Annotated in this window: 18 protein-coding genes; 12 read left to right on the plus strand and 6 right to left on the minus strand. The window is 73.7% G+C overall.

Annotation, left to right across the window (positions count from 1 at the left end):
• Positions 1-71 precede the first annotated feature (71 nt).
• From KIS93_RS53575 to KIS93_RS53615, 9 genes are all read left to right on the plus strand, one after another.
• Positions 72-1,055, plus strand: a complete 984-nt coding sequence (locus KIS93_RS53575; RefSeq protein ID WP_155126740.1) for a sugar ABC transporter substrate-binding protein — start codon at positions 72-74, stop codon at positions 1,053-1,055.
• Complete coding sequence (locus KIS93_RS53580; protein ID WP_080037630.1) at positions 1,052-2,083, plus strand: ABC transporter permease; 1,032 nt, start codon at positions 1,052-1,054, stop codon at positions 2,081-2,083. Before KIS93_RS53575 ends, KIS93_RS53580 begins: the two co-directional genes overlap by 4 nt.
• Entirely contained in the window at positions 2,080-2,838 is a 759-nt protein-coding gene (locus KIS93_RS53585; RefSeq protein ID WP_186404977.1) for an ATP-binding cassette domain-containing protein, read from the plus strand. The genes KIS93_RS53580 and KIS93_RS53585 overlap by 4 nt, the downstream gene beginning before the upstream one ends.
• 331 nt (positions 2,839-3,169) lie before the next feature.
• Positions 3,170-4,477: an MFS transporter gene (locus KIS93_RS53590; protein WP_080037631.1), complete on the plus strand. Its 1,308-nt coding sequence runs from the start codon at positions 3,170-3,172 to the stop codon at positions 4,475-4,477.
• Positions 4,474-5,454, plus strand: a complete 981-nt coding sequence (locus tag KIS93_RS53595) for a hypothetical protein (RefSeq protein WP_080037632.1) — start codon at positions 4,474-4,476, stop codon at positions 5,452-5,454. Before KIS93_RS53590 ends, KIS93_RS53595 begins: the two co-directional genes overlap by 4 nt.
• Positions 5,442-6,476: a DUF917 domain-containing protein gene (locus tag KIS93_RS53600; RefSeq protein WP_186404978.1), complete on the plus strand. Its 1,035-nt coding sequence runs from the start codon at positions 5,442-5,444 to the stop codon at positions 6,474-6,476. The genes KIS93_RS53595 and KIS93_RS53600 overlap by 13 nt, the downstream gene beginning before the upstream one ends.
• A 148-nt stretch (positions 6,477-6,624) precedes the next feature.
• The gene (locus KIS93_RS53605) at positions 6,625-8,298 is read left to right on the plus strand and encodes a PucR family transcriptional regulator (protein ID WP_080037634.1); all 1,674 of its coding nucleotides are present in this window, start codon (positions 6,625-6,627) and stop codon (positions 8,296-8,298) included.
• 192 nt (positions 8,299-8,490) lie between these two features.
• Positions 8,491-9,342, plus strand: coding sequence for a metallophosphoesterase family protein (locus tag KIS93_RS53610; protein ID WP_418114285.1), 852 nt, complete (start codon positions 8,491-8,493; stop codon positions 9,340-9,342).
• A gap of 88 nt (positions 9,343-9,430) precedes the next feature.
• On the plus strand, positions 9,431-10,219 hold the full coding sequence (locus KIS93_RS53615) for a hypothetical protein (protein WP_080037636.1): 789 nt from the start codon (positions 9,431-9,433) through the stop codon (positions 10,217-10,219).
• 30 nt (positions 10,220-10,249) lie between these two features.
• Here the strand turns inward: KIS93_RS53615 and KIS93_RS53620 are convergent, their stop codons facing one another.
• Both KIS93_RS53620 and KIS93_RS53625 read right to left on the minus strand, forming a co-directional pair.
• Positions 10,250-11,380 carry an aminotransferase class I/II-fold pyridoxal phosphate-dependent enzyme gene (locus KIS93_RS53620; RefSeq protein WP_080037637.1) on the minus strand — a complete coding sequence of 377 codons (1,131 nt, stop codon included), beginning with the start codon at positions 11,378-11,380 and terminating at the stop codon, positions 10,250-10,252.
• Complete coding sequence (locus KIS93_RS53625; protein ID WP_080037638.1) at positions 11,377-12,000, minus strand: helix-turn-helix transcriptional regulator; 624 nt, start codon at positions 11,998-12,000, stop codon at positions 11,377-11,379. Before KIS93_RS53625 ends, KIS93_RS53620 begins: the two co-directional genes overlap by 4 nt.
• Before the next feature lie 109 nt (positions 12,001-12,109).
• Between KIS93_RS53625 and KIS93_RS53630 the strand changes: the two genes are divergently transcribed.
• Together KIS93_RS53630 and KIS93_RS53635 are read left to right on the plus strand one after the other, a co-directional pair.
• Positions 12,110-12,691, plus strand: coding sequence for an ArsR/SmtB family transcription factor (locus KIS93_RS53630; protein WP_080037639.1), 582 nt, complete (start codon positions 12,110-12,112; stop codon positions 12,689-12,691).
• Positions 12,688-13,977: an MFS transporter gene (locus KIS93_RS53635; RefSeq protein ID WP_186404980.1), complete on the plus strand. Its 1,290-nt coding sequence runs from the start codon at positions 12,688-12,690 to the stop codon at positions 13,975-13,977. Before KIS93_RS53630 ends, KIS93_RS53635 begins: the two co-directional genes overlap by 4 nt.
• A gap of 27 nt (positions 13,978-14,004) precedes the next feature.
• On the opposite strand, the gene KIS93_RS53640 is transcribed toward KIS93_RS53635, so the two are convergent.
• The 3 genes from KIS93_RS53640 to KIS93_RS53650 form a co-directional block, all read right to left on the minus strand.
• Positions 14,005-15,633, minus strand: coding sequence for a hydantoinase B/oxoprolinase family protein (locus KIS93_RS53640; RefSeq protein WP_080037641.1), 1,629 nt, complete (start codon positions 15,631-15,633; stop codon positions 14,005-14,007).
• Entirely contained in the window at positions 15,630-17,654 is a 2,025-nt protein-coding gene (locus tag KIS93_RS53645) for a hydantoinase/oxoprolinase family protein (RefSeq protein WP_080037642.1), read from the minus strand. Before KIS93_RS53645 ends, KIS93_RS53640 begins: the two co-directional genes overlap by 4 nt.
• 84 nt (positions 17,655-17,738) lie before the next feature.
• A complete protein-coding gene (locus KIS93_RS53650) occupies positions 17,739-18,098 on the minus strand; it encodes a hypothetical protein (protein WP_080037643.1) in 360 nt (119 codons plus the stop codon).
• 79 nt (positions 18,099-18,177) lie between these two features.
• Between KIS93_RS53650 and KIS93_RS53655 the strand changes: the two genes are divergently transcribed.
• Positions 18,178-18,798, plus strand: a complete 621-nt coding sequence (locus tag KIS93_RS53655) for a YigZ family protein (RefSeq protein WP_080037644.1) — start codon at positions 18,178-18,180, stop codon at positions 18,796-18,798.
• 24 nt (positions 18,799-18,822) lie between these two features.
• Here the strand turns inward: KIS93_RS53655 and KIS93_RS53660 are convergent, their stop codons facing one another.
• Entirely contained in the window at positions 18,823-20,052 is a 1,230-nt protein-coding gene (locus KIS93_RS53660; protein WP_080037645.1) for an isochorismate synthase, read from the minus strand.
• Positions 20,053-20,179: the final 127 nt, after the last annotated feature.

Raw genomic sequence — 20,179 nt, forward strand, 5'->3', positions numbered from 1 at the left:
TCAGCATGTCTATACAAACAGATGACATTGGGGTAGAACCAGGGCGAGCCCGTTGGTCTTGGAGGTGTCCTGTGAGACGTACCCCGATCGTGCTGGCCCTGCTGGGCGCGCTCGCCGTGACCGGCTGTTCCTCTTCCGGGGCGGGAGGGCAGCAGAGCGCCGCCCCGCCCGCCTCCTCCGCGGCCCCGCAGGGCAGCGGCGCGAGCTTCGCCGTCATCACCCACGGCGCCCCCGGCGACTCCTTCTGGGACGTGGTCAAGAACGGCGCGGAGGCCGCGGGCAAGCAGTACGGGGTGCGGGTCACCTACCAGGGTGACGGCGACCCGGCCAAGCAGTCGCAGCTCATCGACCAGGCCGTCTCCGAGAAGGTGGACGGCATCGTCGTGTCGATGGCCAACCCCGACGCGCTGAAGGAGGCCATCGGCAAGGCCGTCAGCGCGAAGATCCCCGTCGTGACGATCAACTCGGGGGCCGACTTCTCCAAGCAGTTCGGCGCGATCACGCACGTCGGCCAGTCCGAGGACGTGGCCGGGCGCGGCGCGGGCGAGCAGCTCAAGGCGGCCGGCGTCACCAAGCTGCTGTGCGTCATCCACGAGGCCGGCAACGTCGGCCTCGACCAGCGCTGCAAGGGCGCCGAGCAGACGCTGGGCGGCACCGTCGAGCGGCTGCAGGTGGACGTGAGCAACCTGGCCGACGTCACCTCCAAGGTCACCGCGAAGCTCCAGTCCGACCAGCAGGTCAACGGCGTGCTGGCGCTCAACCCGGCCATCGCCGTCGCCGCGAGGGACGCCATCAAGGACGCCGGCTCGCAGGCGAAGCTGGCCACGTTCGACCTGTCGGCGGACGTGGTGACGGCGATCAACGACGGAGAGGTCCTGTTCGCCGTGGACCAGCAGCAGTACCTCCAGGGCTACCTGCCGATCACGTTCCTGAACCTCTACAAGAGCAACCTCAACACCGTCGGCGGCGGCCTGCCGGTCAACACCGGGCCCGGGTTCGTCACCAAGGACAACGCCTCCCAGGTGGCCAAGCTGGCCGAGGCGGGCACCCGATGACGGTGGCGGCCGACGAGCGGGTCGCCCGCGTCGGGATGGCCCGCCGCCTGCTCATCCGGCCCGAGCTCGGCGCGGTGGTCGGGCTCGTGGTGGTGTTCGTGTTCTTCGCCGCGCAGTCGCCGGTGTTCCGCTCGCCGGACGGCATCGCCAACTGGCTCGACCCGGCCGCCACGCTCGGCATCATGGCGGTCGCGGTGGCGCTGCTGATGATCGGCGGCGAGTTCGACCTGTCGGCGGGCGTGCTGACGGGCACGAGCGGGCTGATCCTGGTGACGCTGGCCACCCGGTTCGGGTTCAACGTGTGGCCGGCCATGCTGGTGGGCCTGGTCGTGGCGCTGGCCGTCGGGCTCGCCAACGGGCTGGTCGTCACGCGGACGCGGCTGCCCAGCTTCATCGTGACGCTGGGCACGTTCCTGATGCTGCAGGGCGTCAACCTGGGCGTGACGAAGGCGATCACCGGGACGGTGCAGGTCAGCGGGCTGCGCCGGGCCGAGGGGTTCGAGGTGGCGAACGCCGTCTTCGCCGGCACGATCGACGTCGGCGGCACCTCGTTCCGGGTGGCGATCCTGTGGTGGATCGTGGTGACGGCGGTGGCCACGTGGGTGCTCATGCGCTCCAGGGCCGGCAACTGGATCTTCGCGGTGGGCGGCAACGAGCAGGCCGCGCGCGCGGTGGGCGTGCCCGCCGCCCGTACGAAGATCGCGCTGTTCATGACGACGGCGTTCGCCGCCTGGCTGGTCGGCTCGATCCTGGCGCTGCGCTACACCTCCGTGCAGGCCAACATCGGCATCGGCCAGGAGTTCATCTACATCATCGCCGCCGTCATCGGCGGCTGCCTGCTCACCGGCGGGTACGGCTCCGCCATCGGGGCCGCCATCGGCGCGGTGATCTTCGGGATGGCCGACAAGGGCATCGTGTTCCTGGGCTGGGACGCCGACTGGTTCAAGTTCTTCCTGGGCGCGATGCTGCTGCTCGCGACGCTGGCCAACCGCCTGGTCCGGCGGTACGCGGAGGAGGTGCGGCATTGACGATCCTCGAGACCAGGGGCATCGGCAAGACGTTCGGCTCGGTGCTGGCGCTGCGGGAGGTGTCGATGAGCGTGGCGGCCGGGCAGGTGCTGTGCGTGCTCGGCGACAACGGCGCCGGCAAGTCCACGCTCATCAAGATCCTGTCGGGGGTGCACCGGCACGACGCGGGCACGTACCTCGTGGACGGGCAGGAGGTGAGCTTCGCCAGCCCCCGAGAGGCGCTCGACCGCGGCATCGCCACCGTCTACCAGGACCTGGCGATGATCCCGCTCATGTCGGTCTGGCGGAACTTCTTCCTCGGCTCCGAACCGCGTAAAGGTCTGGGGTTCGACGTGGCGAAGGCCAGGCGGGTGGCGCGCGAGGAGCTGCGCGCCATGGGCATCGACATCCGCGACGTGGACCAGCCCGTCGGGACGCTGTCCGGCGGCGAGCGGCAGTCGGTGGCCATCGCCAGGGCCGTGTACTTCGGCGCCCGCGTCCTCATCCTCGACGAGCCCACCTCGGCGCTCGGCGTCAAGCAGGCGGGCGTGGTGCTGCGCTACATCGCCCGCGCCCGCGACCGGGGGCTCGGCGTCGTCTTCATCACCCACAACCCGCACCACGCCTTCCCGGTGGGCGACCGGTTCCTGCTGCTCAACCGGGGCACGAGCATGGGCGAGTACGGCAAGGACGACATCACCGCGCAGGAGCTGACCGCCCTGATGGCGGGCGGGGCGGAGCTGGAGGAGCTGGCGCACGAGCTGCGCCGCGAATGAGCTTGGCCGACTTTTGACGTGCCCGGGTGGTCAGCCGGACCTGCGGGCAGGCAGAAGAACAGCATGACCACCACGCCGGCTCGGCAGGTGCGGGTGTCCCGTTTGGAGCCGTGGCCGGGCCGCCCGCCGGGCCCGTTATTACGCGGCGGCGCGGCCGGGCGGGCCGCCACGCGCGGCCCGCACCGGCTCTAAGGGCGGGACGCAGGCCCGCACCGGCCCGGAGGGCGGGACGCACAGGTCAGAGGGGCCGGACAGGGCGGGACGCACAGGCGCGGCGCCACCCGCCCGCCATAAGGTGCGGCCAGATTCCGCCCCCCTCAGTAGGAGCACCATGACCGCCATCGACTCACCGAGCCTGCCGATCGGCGCGGCGTTCGACCGCATGCCGTTCACGCGCAGGCACGTGCTCATCGCGCTCGCGCTGTTCGTCGCGTTCGTCATCGAGTCGTGGGAGCAGCTCGCGCTCGTCTACGTCTCCGGCGACCTCGGCGCGAAGCTCGGCATCGACGAGGCGGGCGTCGGGGTCGTGCTGTCGGCGGTGGCGTTCGGCATGATCCCCGGAGTGCTCGTGTGGGGGCCGGTCGCCGACCGGATCGGGCGCCGGCCGACGGCCTTCTGGTCGCTGCTCGCGTACGGGGTGGTCGCCCTGGCCTCGGCGTTCGCCCCGAACGCGACCGTGCTGGTGGCGCTGCGGGTGGCCTCCGGGCTGGCGCTGGCCGGCGTCTACACGATCACGTTCCCGCTCTTCCTGGAGCTGCTGCCGACCCGGCACCGCGGCCGGGCCGCCGTCTACCTGTCGATCGGGTGGCCGATCGGCATGCTCGCCGCGATCGGCGCGTCCATGGGGCTGGGCGGGCTCGGCTGGCACGTCGTCGTGATCGCCAGCGCCGTGGCCGGGCTGTGGGCGTTCGCGATCAGGGCGTGGGTGCCGGAGTCGCCGTACTGGCTGGCCGCGCGCGGGCGGCAGGAGGAGGCGCGGGCGGTGCTGCGCTCGCTCGGCAGCCCCGACGCCGAGGCGACGTTCACGGTGGCCCGGCACCGGGCGGGGCGGCCGCTGGACCTGTTCAGGGGCGGGCTGGCGCGCATCACGCTGGTGATGCTGGCGCTGAACTTCGTCTTCAACTGGGGGTACTGGGGCCTGCAGACGTGGCTGCCCACGCTGCTGCAGGAGCGCGGGCTGACGCTGTCGGCGTCGCTGGGGTTCGCCGCGCTGAGCGCGCTCATGATGATCCCCGGGTACGTGAGCGCGTCGCTGCTGACCGGCCGGTTCGGCCGCAAGCCGGTCTTCCTCGTGTACGTGGTCGCGGCCGCGCTGGGCGGCCTCTGGTTCGCCACCGCCGAATCCTCCTTCGGCCTGTACGCGGGCAACTTCGTGCTGGCGTTCTTCAGCATGGGCGCGTGGGGCGTCTGGAACACCTGGAACGGCGAGTTCTACCCGACCGCCCTGCGCGGCACCGGCTACTCGTGGGCGACGGCGGCGCAACTCGTCGCCACCACCGTGGCGCCGTCGGCCGTCGGCGCGCTGCTCGCCAACGCCACCGGGTTCACCGCTACCATGCTGATCATCAACGCGTTCATGGTGGCGACCGCGCTGCTGGCTGTGCCGTTGCCCGAGACGGAAGGGCGCGAGCTGGAGTGATCCTCGGCGTCGCCCTCGGGGAGTCCGCGCCGGCGGTGGTGGCGGTCCGCGACGGCGCTGCCTCCTGGCCGGTGCCCCGCGGCGTGGCCCGTACGGCGTCGCGCGCCTGCGTGGCGGCCGACCTCGGCGGGGTGCGCCCGGCCGCGGTGGCGGCGATCCGGGTGGGCGGGCCGTGCCCCGAGGCGCTGCGGCCCGTCGTCGAGCCCGGCGTCGCCACGATCGTGCGCGGCGGCCACAGCGTGACAGGCCGGCCGCTGGCGCCGCTCGACACCGAGGCGGTGCGGCGGTTCGCGGCCACGTGCGGGCTGGCCGACTTCGCCGTGACCGCGACCGGGTCGCCGATGCTGGCCGATCACGAGCTGGAGGTGGCGGCCATCGTGGCGGCCGAGGTGCCGCAGGCGCGCATCACGCTGTCGTACGAGTTCGGCTACCCCGGGCTGCGCGAGCGTGAGGCGGACGCCATCCGCAACGCGGCCCTCGGGCCCGAGGCGGGGCGGATCGCCGACGACGTGGCGCGGGAGCTGCCGGGGGTGCCGGCGTACTTCGCCCGGACGGGAGGCGGGCTGGTGTCGGCGCACTACTTCCGGCGCTTCCCGCTCACCTGCGACCGGGGGGCGGCGGCCAGCTTGGCGCGGGGGCGAGCGGCGCTTCGCGAGCGCGCGGACGCGGCTTCGGGTGGGGGCGGTGACGCGGGCCCCGGCCTGGCGGAGGTTCCGGACGGTGTGGCCGCCGCGTACGGGGCGGCGCTCGGGCGGCCCGAGGCGCACGTGGAGCGGATCGTGCTGGCCCGGGGGCGGGCCGAGCTGGACCGGGTGCTGCGGGACGCCAGGGACGAGGCGCTCACCCGCGTCGTCAGCGCGGGCGCCGCACCGGGATCGGCCGCGATCGACGAGATCACCGTGAACCCGCTGTCGTACCTGCCCGACGGCCTCTACCGGGTGCGGGTGACGGCGGGCGGGCGGCCGTGGGCCGGCTGATCGACCGCGACGGGCTCGGCCGGTTCTCGGCGGGTTCGCGGCTGTTCGCGACCGGGGCGGCGCAGTCGTCGTACAACCTGGCCTACGACTGGGCCGCCTCCGTCGTCGGGCCCGGCGTGGAGCTGGTGGCGGCCGGCGAGCTGGCGCCCGACACCTTGTGCGTGGTGGTCAGCCTGGTCGGCTCCACCACGGCGCTGGGCGAGCAACTGCCGGCCGGGGACGAGCCGGAGCGGGCCGTCCGGGCGCTGGAACGCAGGCTGGGGGAGCGGGCCGGGGCGGTGGCGGCGCTCAACCTGGCGGCCGAGAACGCCCTGATCCCGCTCATCGCGGCGGCCGGGCTGGGGCTGCCCCTGGTGGACGGCGACGGTACCGGACGGGTGTTCCCGCTGGTGGAGCAGACCACGTACACGCTGGGCGGGATGAGCGCGGCGCCGCTGGCCCTGGCCGGCGGGCTCGGGGAGCTGGTGCTGCTGGAGACGGCGGCCGACCGGGTGGAGGAACTGCTGCGTCCCGTGGTGCTGTCGGTCGGCGGCTGGGCGGTCGCGGCGTGCTACCCGATGGCCGCGCGCGACCTGGCGCGGGTGCTGGTGCCGGGCACGGTGAGCCTCCTCATGCGGGCCGGCGAACCCGGCGCACCCCGCTCGGCGGCGGCCCCGTACGGGGTGCGGACCTTGTGCCGGGGACGCATCCAGGCGGTCGAGGGCAGCACGGGACACGGGGGCGAGCTGGCGCTGCCGTCGCTGCCGTCCAGCATCGTGCTGCGCGAATCGGAGGGGCTGCGGCGGCTGGTCCGGCTGGAGGCGCACAACGAGATCGTGCTGGCACTGGCCGACGGGGCGGTGGTGGCGACGGTGCCGGACCAGATCTGCATGGTCTCGACGGCCGACGGGATGGTGGTGGACGTGGACAAGGCCGAGCCCGGCCTGGAGGTGGACATCATGGTGGTCAGGGCCGCACCGGTCTGGCACACGGACCAGGGCCTGGCCCTGGGCGGCCCACGCGCGTTCGGAATCACCCTGTGACCGGCACCCGGGGGCCTGCGGCGCGGGGCCGGTGGCGTGCGGCGAGATGCGGATGCTCCGTGCTGCCGGGCCGTGCGGTGAGAAGCGCGTGCTCCGTGCTGCCGGGCCGGTGGTGTGCGGTGCCGGGCCGTGCGGTGGGGAGCTCGGGATGAGCGGGGTGCGGGGGCCGGGGTGGGAGGCGCCGGTCACGGTGGCGGAGCTGGTCAACGCGGGGCCGCTGGCCGGGGCGCGCATGTACGGCGCGGGCGAGAACCCCGTGCGCGGGGTGCGGATCGTGGACGAGCCGTCGGTGTTCGCCACGGTGACGCCGCACACGGCGGTCGTGCTGATCGGGACGGCGGCCAGCGGCGGCTGGGCGGTGGAGATGGCCATGCGCCGGGCCTGGGAGCAGGCGGCGGCGTGCGTGATCGCGCCCGCCGGCGGGCTGAGCGAGGGCTCGGGCGAGGTGCTGGCCGAACGGCTCGGCGTCACGCTGATCTTCGTGGACGAGGACCCGCTGGTCGTCGCGGTCCGGGTCGCGTCGGCCGCGTCCCGGCCTGACGCGGCCCGCACCCAGCTCGTGGCCCGCTGCGCCACCCGCCTGGCGGAGGCGGGCGCGTCGGCGCGCCGGGTGCTCGGGGTGCTGAACGCGGAACTGCCGGGCACCTCGGTCGCCTTCCTCGACCGGTACGGCGCCACCCTCGCGGGCCGCCGCGACGCGCTCACCGACCAGCCCACCCGCCGGGAGACGCCGCGCGCCGCGATGGGGGACACCTCCCGTGACAAGCCGCACGAAGCATCGCGGGACACGCCCCTTGAAGCGTCGCGTGCCGTATCGCGCGAGGCACCGCATGAGGGGACGGGCGAGACCGTATCCGCCGGTCGGAGCCGGTGGTCGGCCGAGGTGGAGGTGCCGGACGAGGAGGGCGGCGTGCTGGGGACGCTGGTCGCCGCCGGTTCTTCCCGGTCACCGGGTTGGCCGGCGGTGGTGCGTACCGTGCTGGAGCTGGCGGTGGCCCCGCTGACGGCGTGGGCCGCGCGGGAACGCCTGCGCGCCTCCCGCGACTTCGCGCTGCAGGCATCCCTCGCGGAACGCCTCCTCACCGAACCCGAACCCGAACCCGAACTCGGCTTCGACCCCGCACCCCGACCCCAGGGCGGGGTGGAGGACACCGACAGTGCGCGGGCGGCCGCGATCGCGCTCGGCTGGCCGATCAGGGGCCCGCTCACCGCGTACCGGATCCGCCCGCTGGCGGAGCCCGGCCAGGCGGCGCCGGTGGGGCCGGGTGACGGGCCGCTCGCGTACACGCTGATCACCGCCGCTCTCGGCCAGGTGCCCGTCCTGACGAGGGGGGACGGCTGGGCGGGGTGGTCGGCGCTGGGCCCGTCCGACCTGGCGGAGCGGCTCGGGCAGGCGCTGCGGAGCATGCCGTGGCCGTGCGCCGGAGGAGCGGGCGCGCAGGTGGAGGGGCTGGGCGGGCTGGCGGAGTCGCTGCTGGGCGCGGAGGCGGCGGCGTACGTGGCGGGAGGCGCGGGAGTGGTGCGGCGGGCGGACCGGATGGGCCCGGCGGAGCTGCTCGGCGCGCTGCCGACGGCGGCGCTGCGGGCGCCGGCGGCGGTCGTGCTGCGCCCGCTGCTGGCGATCGACCGGGACGGCACGCTGCTGGAGACGCTGGGCGCGGTCCTGGACGAGGGCGGCGCGCTGAGGGCGGCCGAGCGGCTGGGCGTGCACCGCAACACGATCACCACCCGCCTGGACCGCATCAAGTCCGCCGGTTTCGACCTCGACGACGCCCCCACCCGCCTGGCCTTGCAGCTCGCCTGCCACGTGATGCTCCGCTGAGCCCACCAGATGCGACGGCGGACGCCGCGCCAAGCCCATCGCACCCAGCCGGACGCCCAGCCGGACGCCCAGCCGACGTCGCGCCAGATGCCGCCGGATGCCGTGCCGTGCGGTGCCGTGTGCCGTGCTCGATGCCGCGCCGAGAGGCCGCGTGGCATGCTCGTAGACGGCACCCCCCGGAAGGAGGCCCCGTTGGCGGAGGCGGAGCTGTCAGGCGAGAGCAGGCTGCTGGCGGTCAGCGACCTGCACGTCGGCTATGCCGAGAACAGAGCGATCGTGGAGGAGCTGAAGCCTTTCACGCCCGGCGACTGGCTGCTGGTGGCGGGCGACGTGGGGGAGCGGCTGGAGAGCATCACGTGGGCGCTCGGCCTGCTGGCGAGCCGGTTCGAGCGGGTGGTGTGGGTGCCGGGCAACCACGAGCTGTGGACGGTGCCGGGCGAGCCGCCCGAGCTGCGGGGCGTGGCGCGTTACGAGCACCTGGTGAAGGTGTGCCGCGAGCTGGGCGTGCTCACGCCGGAGGACGAGTACCCGCTGTGGGCGGGCGCGGGCGGCCCGGTGCGGGTGGTGCCGCTGTTCCTGCTGTACGACTACACGTTCCTGCCGCCGGGTCACCACACGAAGGAGAGCGCGCTGGCGTACGCCCACAGCACGGGCGTGGTCTGCACCGACGAGTACGTCCTGCACCCGGACCCGTACCCGTCGCGGGAGGCGTGGTGCCAGGCGCGGGTGGCGCTGACGCGGCGGCGGCTGGCGGAGCTGGACGACGACGTGCCGCTGGTGTTCGTCAACCACTATCCGCTGGTACGGGAGCCGACGGACGTGCTGCGGTATCCCCAGTTCGCGCAGTGGTGCGGCACGACCGCGACCCGCGACTGGCACCGCCGCCACCGCACGGCCGCGATGATCTACGGCCATCTGCACATCCCGCGCGTGACCTGGTACGACGGGGTGCGTTTCGAGGAGGTCTCACTCGGCTACCCGAGGGAGTGGAAGCCCCGCCCGGGCAACCGCCGCCTGCTGCGCGATGTACTGCCGGCCTCGTAGACCTCTGCGCGGCCGATCTTTCGATGGTCGCGTCCGGCCCGTGCTCCTGGCGTGATCCGGCGGCGGCAGGGTCAGGATCATGAGAAGGATGCTCGCGATTCTGGTGGCCTGTGTCGCTCTGCTGTCGGGCGCCGCTTCCGCGCAGGCAGGGACCAAGGATCCGGTCCAGGCGCTGAAGGCCGTCCTGGGGCCCGGTGAAGGCGTGCACTTCACCGAGACGACCACTCTTCTGGACGGCGCCGACGAACGGGCGGAGCGCCGCCGCAAGGGGACGTTCGTGTTCGACGCCAAGGGCGGCGTCGAGGCCCTGGACGTCACCACCACGGGAGGTGAGCACGGTCCCGAACGCGTCATCGGTTTCAACCACGACATCGGCGGCACCGGCTACCAGTCCGGCGGTCTCGTGGGAAAGTGGCTGAAGAAGGGCAAGACCTGGTGGAAGGACTCCCACCAGCTTCACCTCTGGCACACCGAGCTGCTCGGCTACGACGAGCAACTCGTCAACCCGGGCGAGCCCGCGACCCTGGCCGCCCTGCTGAAGAACGGGCGGCGCAGCGGGGACACCGTGACCGGCACGATCACGTTCAAGCAGCTCGAGCGGGTCTCCCGCTGGGCGGAGCACGCCACCCACATCCGCTGGGACTCGGACACGAGACTCGGCTACACCGTCACGCTGACCTCCTCGGGCCTGGTCAGCAGGGTGCGCAGCGTGTTCACGTTCCCCGACGGCGTGGACGAGCTATCGGGCAGGACCCTGCACGTCGACACCCGCTACGACCGGTGGGGCGGCGCAGTGTCGATCAAGGTACCCGACCCGCGCAGGACGACCAGCGAGCTTTGCATCGAAGGCCACTGCAACTGGCGCCTTCCCGGCTGACGGCGGCGACGTCCACGCGGCCTGCCGCCGTCATAGCCCTTTGAGGTAGGCGGCGAAGGCGTTCAGGGCGGGCTCGGGGTCGGCGCGGCCGACGCCGATCCTGAACCGGTCGGCGGGGGTGTCGGTGAGCTGGGACCGATAAATGCTGGCCGGAAGCAGCAGCACGCCCGCGCGTTCGACCAGATCCGTGCAGAATGTCTCGACGCCCTCGGGGCCGAGGTAGCGGGGGAAGGCGACGCAGCCGCCGTCGGGGGCCCGCCATTCGAACAGGTCGCTGAACTCGGTGAAGAACGCCTCGAAGCGGGGCAGGTTGGCGGCGATGATGGCGCGGTTGCGTTCCAGGATGCGGTCTCGGGCCTTGAGGGCGATCCGGGCGAGCACTTCGCTGGGCGCGGCGTTGCAGATGGTGGTGTAGTGCTTGGCTCGTTCGAGGCGGGCGCGCACGGCGCGGTCGCGGCAGGTGATCCAGCCGATGCGCAGGCCGGGCAGGCCGAGCGACTTGGAGGTGACGTTCAGCGACAGGGCGGTGGGGGACAGGTCGGCGGCCTGCGGGAGGGTGCGGGCGGGGTCGAGCTCGAGGCCGCGGTAGACCTCGTCGCTGAACAGGTGGATGCCGCGCTCGTCGCACATGGCGGCCAGGCGGGCGAGGTCGGCGGCGGGGATGAGGGCGCCGGTGGGATTGTTGGGGAAGTTGATCGACACGACGCGCGTGGTCGGGCGCAGGGCGGCCGCGACGGCGTCGAGGTCGAGCGCCCAGTCCCGGCCGGGGTCGAGGGCGACGCCGGTGACCTCGCACAGTGACAGGGGCACGGTCTCGGCGGCCTGGTAGTTGGGGGTGATGACGACCGCGTGGTCGCCGGGGCCGAGCAGCACCTGCATGGCCAGGTAGAGCGCTTCCTCGGCGCCGGCGAAGCAGATGACGTCGTCGGGGCCGGCGGTGTCGTACGTGGCGGCGATGGCCTGGCGCAGCGCCGGGTCGCCGTACGTCTCGGTGTAGCCGAGGGAGAGCGTTTCCCAGGCGTGGGCGTCGTCGGGGTCGGCGAGGGCGAGCAGCTCGGACATGGTCATGGTCTGGGCGTCGGAGGCGGTGAGGTGGTGCCGCGCGGTGAACTCCCAGCGCGAGAAGTAGACCTCCAGCCTGAAGTCGGGCAATCGGGTCATGGTCGCGGGCTCCTTCTGTGCTCGGCGAGCAGCGCGTACAGGGTGGATCGGGAGATCTTGAGCGCGCCGGCGACGACGGGGACGGCGCGGCGCACGGCGAAGACGCCCGCCGCGTCGAGCTCGGCCAGCAGGGCGAGCCGGTCGTCGCGGGTGAGGCGCTCGGCCGGACGCCCGTGCTCGCGGACGTACGCGCCGACGATCTGGTGCACCCGCTCGGCCCAGTCCTGCTCGAACAGGGCCTCGGGGCGGGGCGCGGTCGGCGCGGCGAACGCGGCCAGCAGCGCGGCGGCCTGTTCGAGCGGGGTGCGGTCGAGGTTGACGCAGAGCACGGCCGACGGCTCGCCGTCGTCGTCGCGCAGCACGGCGCTGACGGAGGACAGCCGCCGCCCGTCGGACAGCAGCTTCTCGTACGGGCCGTAGACGTCGTCGCCGGCCGGGTCGAGGCGCTTCAGCTCGCCGAGCATCGACGGGTCGCCGGTGGCGCGCCTGGACAGGGGGTTCCACACGGCGAGGACGCGGTCGGTGGCGGCGTCGTGCAGGACCACTTCGGCGTGCGGCGCGAGCAGCCGGGCGATGGCCGCGCCGACCGGCGACCACCTCCGCACGCGGGGATCCGTCATGGTCGGATGGTACGTCCACCTCGGACATTCCGTCCAATTCGTCGGATTGCCAACAGTTCTTCGCGAACAACCCTTTGCGAAGAAGTGTTTGCGGTCTAGGCTCCGGAACATGAACGAACCCGACAAGAGCGTCGTCGTCCTCGACGCGCGCGGCCTGCGGGCCCTGGCCCACCCCGTCCGCGTCCAGCTCGTGGACCTGCTGCGCAAGCACGGCCCGTCCACCGCCACCCGCCTGGCCGAGCGCCTGGGCGTGAACTCCGGCACGGCCAGCTACCACCTGCGCCGGCTCGGCGCGGCCGGGTTCGTGGAGGAGGACCTGGAGCGCGGCAACGCGCGCGAGCGGTGGTGGCGCTCGGTGCACCGCATCACCCGGCTGACCGGCGAGGAGCTGGCCGAGCGGGAGCCGGAGGCGGTGCTGGCGTACATGCAGTCGATCGCCGCCCTCTACAACCTGCGCGTCCAGCGGGCGCTGAACGAGATGCAGACCATGCCGAGGGAGTGGCGCGGCATCCTCGACCTCAGCTCGTACGCGCTGCGCCTGACCCCCGAGGAGGGCCTGCGGCTGCGCGAGGAGCTGGGCGAGGTCATCTCCCGCTACCGCAGGGACGTACCCGGCGAGGCGGCCCCCGACGGCGCGGCCCGGGTCTCGCTCATCACCGAGGTCCTGCCGGAGCCGCTGGAGGAGCCGTGACGTCCCGGTCGTTAGCGGGCGTGCTGGCGGCCATCGCGGTGGCGCTGACCGGGACCCGGGTCTCGGCGATCGCGCTGCCCTGGTTCGTGTACGTCAGCACCGGCAGCGCCGTGTACACGGGGATGGTGACGTTCGCCGAGATGGCCCCGTACGTGCTGGTCAAGGCGCTGGCCGGGCCGATGCTCGACCGGGTCGGGCCGCGGCGCGTCTCCTGGGCGGCCGACGTGGTGAGCGCGGCGGCGGCCGGCGCGCTGGTGCTGCTGCACGCGCTCGTCGCGCTGCCGCCGGGCGCCCTCGTCGCGCTGGTCGCGGTGATCGGGGCGGCGCGGGGGCCGGGCGACCTGGCCAAGGAGATCATGATCCCGGAGGCGGCCGAACGCGGGCGGGTGCCGCTGGAGCGGGCCACCGGCCTCATGGGCGTCACCGAACGGCTGGCCCAGACGGCGGGCCCGGCGGCCGGCGGCGCGATCGTCCTGGCGGTCGGGCCGATGGCGAGCCTGGGCGTGAGCGCCGGCTGCTTCGCGCTGGGCTCGTTGATCGTGGCCTGGGCGCTGCCGGCCGGCATGGGTCACCGGGCGCCGGCGGCGTCACCCGCGCGGGAGGGCTACTGGCGGCGGTTCGGGCAGGGCCTGACGTTCCTGCGCGGCCAGCCGCTGCTGCTCGCCCTGGCCGTCGTGGTCGGCGTCACGAACCTGCTCGACGCCGCCTTCTCCCAGGTCCTCGTGACCGTGTGGGCCAAGGAGTCCGGTCACGGGCCCGGCGTCGTGGGCCTGAACAGCAGCGTGATGGGCCTGACGGCGGTCGGCGGCAGCCTGCTCGCGGCGGCGCTGGCGCACCGGATGCGGCGGCGGCCGGTGTTCTTCGTGGCGTTCCTGCTGGCCGGGCCGCCACGCTTCCTCGCGCTGGCGGCCGGCCTGCCGGTGTGGGCGATCGTGGCGGTGTTCGCGGTGAGCGGGTTCGCCGGCGGCTTCCTCAACCCGATCCTGGGGGCGATCACGTACGAGCGGGTGCCGCGCGAGCTGCTGGGCCGGGTGGGCGCGCTGGGGACGTCGCTCGCGTGGGCGGGCATCCCCCTCGGCGGCCTGCTGGCCGGGGCGGCGGTGTCCCTGGCGGGCCTGGCGCCGGTGCTGCTGGCCTGCGGCACCGCGTACGCGCTGGTCACGAGCGTGACCGGCCTGCGCCGGGAATGGCGGGAAATGGACCGCCTCCGCGGCCGTCCGGCCGCCGCCCCAGTGCCAGGAGGAGGCACCGGGACACCGGCCGGAGGATCACACGGGCCCGGCTGAGCGGGGTCTGGTGAATCAGGGTGCAGGTCAGCCGGTGACCATGCCCTGGGCCAGGTCGGCCGCCGTCGCCTCGGGGTCGCGCAGCTCCGGTGGGCCGTAGCCGCCGCCTCCGCCCGACTCGCACCGCAGCACGTCCCCCGCCCTGACCGGCAGCGCGTTCGCCTTGAGCATCTCGCGTTCCCCGGGCGTGCCCGGGTTGAGGGTGACGCGCGGGGGTGCGCCCGCGTGGCCGCCGGCCAGGCCCCAGGCCGGGGTGACCGAGCGTTCGAACCACAGCGACAGCGACGTGTCGCCGCAGAACTCGTACTCCCGCACCACCCCGTTCCCGCCGCGCCACTGACCGGCGCCGCCGGTGCCGGGGCGGATCTCGTAGCGGGTGACGCGGACGGGGAACAGGGTCTCCAGGACCTCGATCGGCATGTCGCGCAGCGAGCCGTTGACGTTGTTGATCAGGCAGGTCTCGCCGTCGCCGCCGTCCCAGGCGCCCCAGCCGCCGACGGTGGCCTCCTGGGAGACGTACAGCTTGCCGGTGCGCGGGTCCGTGCCGGTGAACTGCACGATCATCGAGTCTCCGTACGAGGCCGCGGCCGCCTTGTCCGGCATCGCCGGGGCCAGGGCCTTGACCACCAGGTCGATGAGCAGCCCCAGGTGGGAGTAGTAGTACTGGCAGGCGGCGGGCGACTCGGCGGCCAGCATGGAGCCGGGCCTGGTCTCGACCGACAGGGGGCGGAAGGAGCCGCCGTTGAGCGGCACGTCGCCGGAGACCAGCAGCTTGTAGCCGACCCGGACGGCGGCCACGGCCTGGGCGGCGCCGCAGTTGATGGGGCCGAGCGCCTGGTCGGCGCAGTCGGTCAGGTCCACGTGCATGCTCTCGCCGGACACCGTGACGGTCACGGTCACGGGCAGCGGGGTGTGGAGGTCGATGCCGTCGTTGTCGAGGAAGCCGGAGGCCGCGTACACGCCGTCGGGGATGGCGGCGATGGCGGCGCGTTCCATGCGCTCGGTCTGGGCGAAGATCTCGTCGCGGGCGGCGTGCACCGCGTCCAGGCCCCAGCGGGAGACGATCTCGCGCAGCCGCCGCTGGCCGGTCATCGCGCAGCTCACCTGGGCGCGCAGGTCGCCGAGGGTGGCGTGGGGGAAGCGGACGTTGCGGGAGATGACCTCGTGCAGGTCGCGGCAGGGCTCGCCGCCCGCGTACACCTTCACCGGGCCCAGCCGCAGGCCCTCCTGGAAGATGGAGGTGGAGTCCATGGAGCCGCCGGGGTCCTTGGAGCCGACGTCCAGCCAGTGCGCCCGCGACGCGGCGAACCCGGCCAGTTCGCCGTCGCAGAAGATCGGCCCGTAGACGGTGACGTCGTTGAGGTGGGTGCCGCCGATGTAGGAGTCGTTGAGCACCCACACGTCGCCCTCCTGCCAGACCTCCCGCCCGTACAGGCGCTCGGTCTCGCGGGTGCACACCTCCAGGTTGCCGAGGAAGATCGGCAGCCCGGACGACTGGCCGAGCACGTTGTGGTCGCGGTCGAGCAGCGCGACGGCGCAGTCCTTGGCCTCGTAGATGACGGGGGTGTAGGAGCTGCGGATGAGGGTGGTGTTCATGTCCTCGGCGGCCTGGAGCAGCGCGCAGCGGATGATCTCTGTGGTGACGGGGTCGATCACGCGTTCACTTTCATGATGAGGAAGCCGTTGTCGTCCACGGTGGCCACGCAGCCGGGCGGGATGACCGTGGTCGCGGTCTCCTCCACCACGATGGCGGGGCCGGCCAGCTCGCCCTCCAGGCCGGCGCGGCGCAGCACGGGGGTGCGGTGCACCGCGCCGTCGAAGATGACGTCCCGTACGTCGGGGGCCGCGCTCTCGGCGGTGACGGCGGCCGGGGCGGCGGTGCGCGGGAACGAGCCGAACCCGGTGCTGCGCAGCATGACCAGCTCGACGGGCGCCTCGGGGGTGGCGTGCCCGTACCGGGCGGTGTGCGCCTCGGCGTAGCGGGCGGCGAGCCGCGCGAGGAAGCCGGGCTCGGCCGGCTCGGCGGCGTCGCGCAGGGGGATGGTGAGCGTGTAGTCCTGGCCTTCGTAGCGCAGGTCCACGGCGTGCTCCACCCGCCGCCGCTCGCCGGGAACGCCCTGCCCGGCGAGCGCGTCGAGCGCTTCCCGCTCCAATGCCGCGAGATTTCGGGACATGTCGGCGCCGTCGAGGGTGTCCTGCGGCCGGAAGTACGGATGCGTCAGATCCCTGCGTACCTCCGCCTCCAGCATCCCCCACGCCGAGAACGCCCCCGGGAAGCGCGGCACCACCACCTCGGAGATGCCCAGCTCCCGCGCGATGAACGCCGCGTGCATCGCCCCCGCCCCGCCGAACGCCACCAGCGCGAACTCCCGGGGCTCCACCCCGTGCTCCACCGTCAGCGTCCGGATCGCCTGCGCCATCTTGGCGTTGGCCACGTCGCAGATGCCCTCGGCCAGCGCCAGCGGATCCAGCCCCAGCTCCCCGGCCAGCTCCGCCACCGCCACGCCGGCGGCCTCGGTGTCCAGCGTCATCAGCCCGCCGGCGAACCACGCCGGATCCACCCGCCCCAGCACCACGTTCGCGTCGGTGACGGTCGGCTGGGTGCCGCCCCTGCCGTAGCAGGCCGGCCCCGGCACCGCGCCGGCCGACTCGGGGCCGACCCGCAGCGCCCCCGCCTCGGCGTAGGCGAGGGAGCCGCCGCCCGCGCCGATCGTGTGCAGGTTCACGATCGGCATCAGCACCGGGTAGCCCTCGATGCGCGCCTCGCTGCTGACGTCGGGCCGGCCGTCCACGACCAGCGACACGTCGAACGACGTGCCGCCCATGTCCACGCAGATCACGTTGCGGTGATCGAGCAGCCGGGAGGCGGCCACCCCGCCCATCGTCCCGCCGACCGGGCCCGACAGCAGCGTCTGCAGCGGGCGGCGCATCGCGTACGAGGCGTTGACCAGCCCGCCCGACGACTGCATCACGTGCACCGGCACCGCCAGCCCGCGCTCGGCGAAGCGCCGCTCGATCCCGGCCAGGTAGCGGCGCACCACCGGCCCCGTGTACGCCTCCAGCACCGCCGACGACGTCCGCTCGTACTCCCGCCACTCCCGCGCCACCTCGTGCGAGAGCACCACCAGCACGTCCTCGCCCAGCTCGGCCCGCAGGATCTCGCCCGCCCTGACCTCGTGCGCCGGGTTGACGTAGGAGAACAGCAGGCAGACCGCCACCGCGTCGAACCCCTCGGCGCGCGCCCGCCGCGCCGCCGCCCGCACCGACTCCTCGTCCAGCGGCGCCAGCTCCCGCCCCTGGTAGTCGAGCCGGCCGCCGGCCTCCATGACGTCCTGGCGCGGCACCAGCGGCTCGGGCTTGCGGTAACGCAGGTCGAACATGCGGTCCCGGTTGCCCCGGGCGATCTGGTAGACGTCCCGCCCGCCCCTGCTCGCCAGCAGCAGCACCCGGGCGCCCTTGCGCTCCAGCAGCGCGTTGAGCCCCTGAGTGGTGCCGTGCACGAAGAACGAGATGCCGGCCGGATCGTCCACGACCCGGCCGAGCGCGGCGAACACGCCGTCGGCCAGATCCCCCGGAGTGGTGGGCGCCTTCGAGGCCGTCACGGCACCCGTCCGCTCGTCGTAGCACACGACGTCGGTGAAGGTGCCGCCGATGTCCATGGCGACGCGATAGCTCATGGAATGCACCGTAAGGGGCGAATGGAGCGGCCGTGGTGTGCGGCCCGCACACCACGACGCGCCCGGCAGTGCATCCCGCAGGGGTCAGTGGCCCGACTCGGCCAGGTGCTCACCCCCGACGGCCACCGGACGCTCCCCGGCGGCGGTGACCCTGGCGAGCATCGCGGCCACCTCCCGCCGCAACAGCGGGTCCGCCCGGAACTCCTCCATGATCGCGCTTCGCAACGCGGCCCGGCCCGACTCGTCGTCGGGCTTGGCGCCGGCCACCCGGCCGATCACCCCGTGGGCGCGCTCGTCTCCCCGGCCGAAGACCCGCTGCAGGATGCGCGAGCCGCGGGCCACCTCCGTGTCCGCGGCCAGCTCGCTGGTCTTGGCCAGCACACCCGTGCCGTAGGCGTCGATCGCCGCCGTGACGAAGGGCATGACGTCGTCCGCAGTGTCCATGAGACCCTCCCGTAGGTCCTTACGGATGACGCGATGGTAGCTCGCGGAGCCGCGGCGGCGAGGGCATACCCTTGCGACTGTGCCTGCCCCGTACCTCACACTCAAGACCGTCGTCGAGCACGAGACCGAGGCGCGGCGCTCGCGCTTCATCTGCGCGGTGGCCCCGGCGCGCACGGTCGAGGAGGCCGCCGCGTTCATCGCGCGGCGGCGCGCCGAGCATCCCGCCGCCACCCACAACTGCACCGCGTACGTGATCGGGGAGCGCATCCAGAAGGGCGACGACGACGGCGAGCCGGGCGGCACCGCGGGCACGCCCATGGTGCAGGCGCTGGTGGGCCGCGGGTTCAGCGACGTGGTGGCGGTGGTGACGCGTTACTTCGGCGGCACCCTGCTCGGGGCGGGCGGGCTGGTGCGCGCCTACGGCTCGGCCGTCACCGAGGCGCTCGACCGGGCCGAGCCCGTGCGCATGGTGCCGGCCAGGCTCGTGCGCGTGGCCGTCGCGCACGACCAGGCCGGGCGGGTGGAGAACGACCTGCGGGCCTCGCGCCACGCGGTGCGGGAGGTGACGTACGCGGGCGAGGTCACCTTCGACGTCGCGGTCGGCGCCGACGAGGTGGCCGCCTTCACCGACTGGGTGGCCACCCTGACGGCCGGCCGGGCCCGCGTGGACCTCGGCGAAGACCTCCACGTGCCGGCGTGAGCCTCCACGCGCCTACCTGACCGATCAGCCTTCCAGGGCGTACTGCATCACGCGGAACTTCGCCTGCGCCTCGGCCAGCTCCGCCGCCGGGTCGGAGTCGCCCATGATGCCGCCGCCCGCGAACAGCCGCGCCCGCCGCCCCTGCACCTGCCCCGACCGCAGCGCGATGCCCCACTCGCCGTCGCCGTTGGCGTCGATCCAGCCGACGGGGCCGGCGTAACCGGCGCGGTCCATGCCTTCCAGCTCGCGGATGACCTGGATCGCGGTCTTGGTCGGGGTGCCGCCGACGGCCGCCGTCGGGTGCATCGCGGCCACCACGTCGAGCACCGACGCCCCGTCGGCCAGCCGCCCGGTGACGTGGCTGGCCAGGTGCTGCACATTGGGCAGGACCAGCAGCTCGGGCTCGTCGGGCGTGGTGAGCGAGGAGCACAGGGGCGCCAGCGTGTGGCGCACGGAGGCGATCGCGCACTCGTGCTCGTGCCGGTCCTTCGCCGAGGCGAACAGCGCCGCACCGCGCGCGAGGTCGTCGGCGGGGCCGGTGCCGCGCGCGGTGGTGCCGGCCAGCACCAGCGACTCGATCTCCTGCCCCGTGCGCCGGATCAGCAGCTCGGGCGTGGCCCCGACCAGGCCCGCCACCGAGAACGTGTAGCACTCGGGGTAGCGGGCGGCCAGCCGCGACAGCAGCAGCCGCACGTCGATGGGCCGCTCGGCGGTGGCGACGAGGTCGCGGGCCAGCACCACCTTCTCCAGCTCGCCCTCGCGGATGCGCCGCGCGGCCCGCGCCACCACGTGCTCCCACTCGGGGGCGGTGAGGCTGCCGTCACCGTAGCTGATGCGGCCCGGGTCGCGGACCGGGGTGAACGACTCCAGCGGCGCTTCGCCGACCGTGGTCAGCCAGGCGTGGCCGTCGCGGCGGGCGAGCACGGCCCGCGGGACCACGAGAACGGAGCCGTGGGAGTCTTCGTCGAAGGTGAAGCTGCCGAAGGCGACCGCGCCGGAGCCGGGGGTGCGTACGTCGTCGTGCACCTGCGCGTCCCCGAGCACGGTGGCCAGCCACTGGCGGGCCCAGGCGAACCGGCCGGGCCCCGGGGGCACGGCCACGCGGGCCGCCTCTCCCCATCCGACGAGGCCCTCTCCATTCCTGATCCACGCGTAGGGGGCCGTACGGGGGAGGGAAGCCAGCAGGTCACCGGGGTCGCCAACAGGGGTGGTGCGAACCGGCAGCGGGCGGGTTGTTCCGAGCGCGACACTCACCCAAGACACTCTATGCGGGAACTGAACACGTTCGACTCGGACCCCCGTGAATGCGGGGTTACGGGCAAAGAAGCCAGAAAAAACCGGGTGTCCAGGAGTATTGGGACGGACCAGATTCGGTCTGGCC

Origin of the sequence: [Actinomadura] parvosata subsp. kistnae, assembly GCF_900323885.1 — a bacterium.
GTDB classification, from domain to species: Bacteria; Actinomycetota; Actinomycetes; order Streptosporangiales; family Streptosporangiaceae; genus Nonomuraea; species Nonomuraea composti.